Origin of the sequence: Albidovulum sp., from assembly GCF_008933605.1 — a bacterium.
Taxonomy (GTDB): Bacteria; Pseudomonadota; Alphaproteobacteria; order Rhodobacterales; family Rhodobacteraceae; genus Albidovulum.
This window is the reverse complement of record NZ_WBUS01000283.1, coordinates 1-1,991: the sequence shown is the minus strand read 5'-3', so window position 1 is coordinate 1,991 and position 1,991 is coordinate 1. Positions and strand designations below refer to the sequence as shown.

Annotated in this window: 3 protein-coding genes; 1 reads left to right on the top strand and 2 read right to left on the bottom strand. The window is 72.9% G+C overall.

The window, feature by feature from the left end:
- Positions 1-297: exodeoxyribonuclease VII large subunit (locus F9K34_RS18810; RefSeq protein WP_291338626.1), on the top strand; the 297-nt coding region annotated here is incomplete at its 5' end.
- Between the two features lie 88 nt (positions 298-385).
- Here F9K34_RS18810 and F9K34_RS18805 read toward each other — a convergent pair.
- Together F9K34_RS18805 and F9K34_RS18800 are read right to left on the bottom strand one after the other, a co-directional pair.
- Positions 386-805: a hypothetical protein gene (locus F9K34_RS18805; protein ID WP_291338625.1), complete on the bottom strand. Its 420-nt coding sequence runs from the start codon at positions 803-805 to the stop codon at positions 386-388.
- Between the two features lie 32 nt (positions 806-837).
- A complete protein-coding gene (locus F9K34_RS18800) occupies positions 838-1,989 on the bottom strand; it encodes an alkane 1-monooxygenase (RefSeq protein ID WP_291338624.1) in 1,152 nt (383 codons plus the stop codon).
- Positions 1,990-1,991 lie beyond the last annotated feature (2 nt).

Below are 1,991 nucleotides of genomic sequence, written 5' to 3'. Positions count from 1 at the left end.
GACCTCGACGGTCTCGCCCGCCGCCTCGCCCAGGCGGAGCGCGCCCGGCTCGACATGCTCGCCGACCGCCTGGCGAGCCTCGACCGGACACGGGCGACGCTCGGCTACACCGAGACGCTGCGGCGCGGCTACGCGGTAGTGCGGGCCGGGGGTGCCGTCGTCACCACCAAGGCGTCCGCCGAAACCCATTCCGCGCTCGAGGTCGAGTTCGCCGACGGCCGCCTGCCGGTCCTGACCGGCGGCCCGGCGCGACCGAAGCGCGGGCGGCCGGGCGGCGACCAGGGCAGCCTCTTCTGACCCCCTCGTTCTTCTTGGCCGAAATACTCCCCGGGGGCGCGGGGGCGGGCAGCCCCCGCTCCTGCCGGTCCGGCGCGGCGACCCGCTCTCAGACCCCGAGGTTCGGGCCGAGGCAGGCCATGGGTTCGGGGCTTTCCTCCACCGCCACCAGCGGCAGGCCGAGAGGATCGTCGCGGAACCGCGCCGTCAGCCCGCCCTGCGCGACGAAGAAGGTCCAGCACTGCGGCTCGGGCGTGTCTTCGTAGACGAAGCAGATGAAGCCGTCCTCCTCGTACCATTCGCCCTTGCGGCAGTCGTCACCAAGGAAGGCCCAGACGACACGCCGGCCCGGCAGGTACTGTTCGGCGCCGTAGGCGAGGCCGCCGGAGTTGTAGTAGAGCGTCCGCCCCACGGTCGCGGCGTCGAACTCGGCCGCCGTCATCGGCCGGCCGGGTTCCGCCGCCCGAAGCGGCATCGCGGCGGCGAGGAGGAGAATGAGCGCGGTCGGTCGCATGGCAGCTGCCAGCATGGCAGAAGGCCGGGGCCGCCGCCAGTGCGCGTTCACGCGGCCTTGCGGAGTCTCGCCACCCGCCGGTCCATGACGCGGTGCCAGACCGGCGGCACCAGCGCGATCGTCGCCATCACCGGCAGCGAGTAGGGCAGCAGGGGCGCGCGGCCCTGCGGCGAGAGCCGGAGTTCCGGCCAGGGCCGCCCGGGATGGGCGTGGTGGTCGGCATGGCGGGGCGCGTTCAGCATCAGGAGCCCGGAGAAGGGGTGCGGCGCGTCCCAGGAATGCTGGAGCCCCGCCGGCTCCAGCGCGCCCGAGGGCAGCTTGCGCCGCTCGAGTCCGTAGTGCTGGACATAGTCCGAAAGGAGGAGCTGCAGCTGGGCATGGGCGCAGAGGAGAAGATAGGCGAGAAGCCCGTCGAAGCCGAAGAGCGTCAGCATGAGGGCCGCGAAACCCGCCGCGCCGACCGCATAGACGGTGTAGGGGTTCATGCCCCGCAGGCCCCCGGCCTCGCGCGTCCCGCGCCGGTGCGCCTCCATCTCGTAGCCCGCGACGAGGGCGCCCGGCCAGGCGCGCGCGGCGAAGGACCAGAAGCCCTCGCCCTCGGCCGCGGTGTTGGGGTCGTCGGCCGTCGCCACGAAGCGGTGATGCACCAGCCGGTGCGCCGAGGTGTGATGGCCGAAGAGCAGCGAGATGTAGACCCACATGCCGGTGCGGAAGAGCCGGGAATCGGTGCGGTGGATGAGTTCGTGCGCGTTCGAGTTGGAGACCTGCCCGAACCAGAGGCCGAAGGCGAGGAAGGTCGCGAGCCAGGACAGGGGCCCCAGTCCGGTCGCGCCCGAGAGTGCCCAGACCGCAAAGAGCAGAAGCGCGAAGTGCAGCCCCGCGAGCAGGAGCGAGAGCCGGTCGGCCATCTCCGACTGCATGGGCGCCGGACCCTCCACGCCGCGCCGCTTCAGGATCTCGTCGATCGCATAGAGGACCCCGGTCATCCAGAGGAGCGCGAGAAGGCTGAAGATTCCGCCGGCCGCGCCGGCAAGGAGCAGGAAGGGCACCGGCGCCAGCGTGGCCAGGAGGAAGGGACGGAGCGGGCGCCAGCGCTCCCATTCGGCGCGAAGCCTCTCGGTGACCGGGCGGCCCGGGGCGTCCTCGGCGGCCGGTTCCGCGCCGATGATGGCGCGCACCGCCTCGGCCCCCTCCGTCACGG

Bases quoted from the DNA above. Each gene is read 5' to 3' on its own strand.
- F9K34_RS18805 (WP_291338625.1), bottom strand. From the start codon at position 805: ATGCTGGCAGCTGCCATGCGACCGACCGCGCTCATTCTCCTCCTCGCC.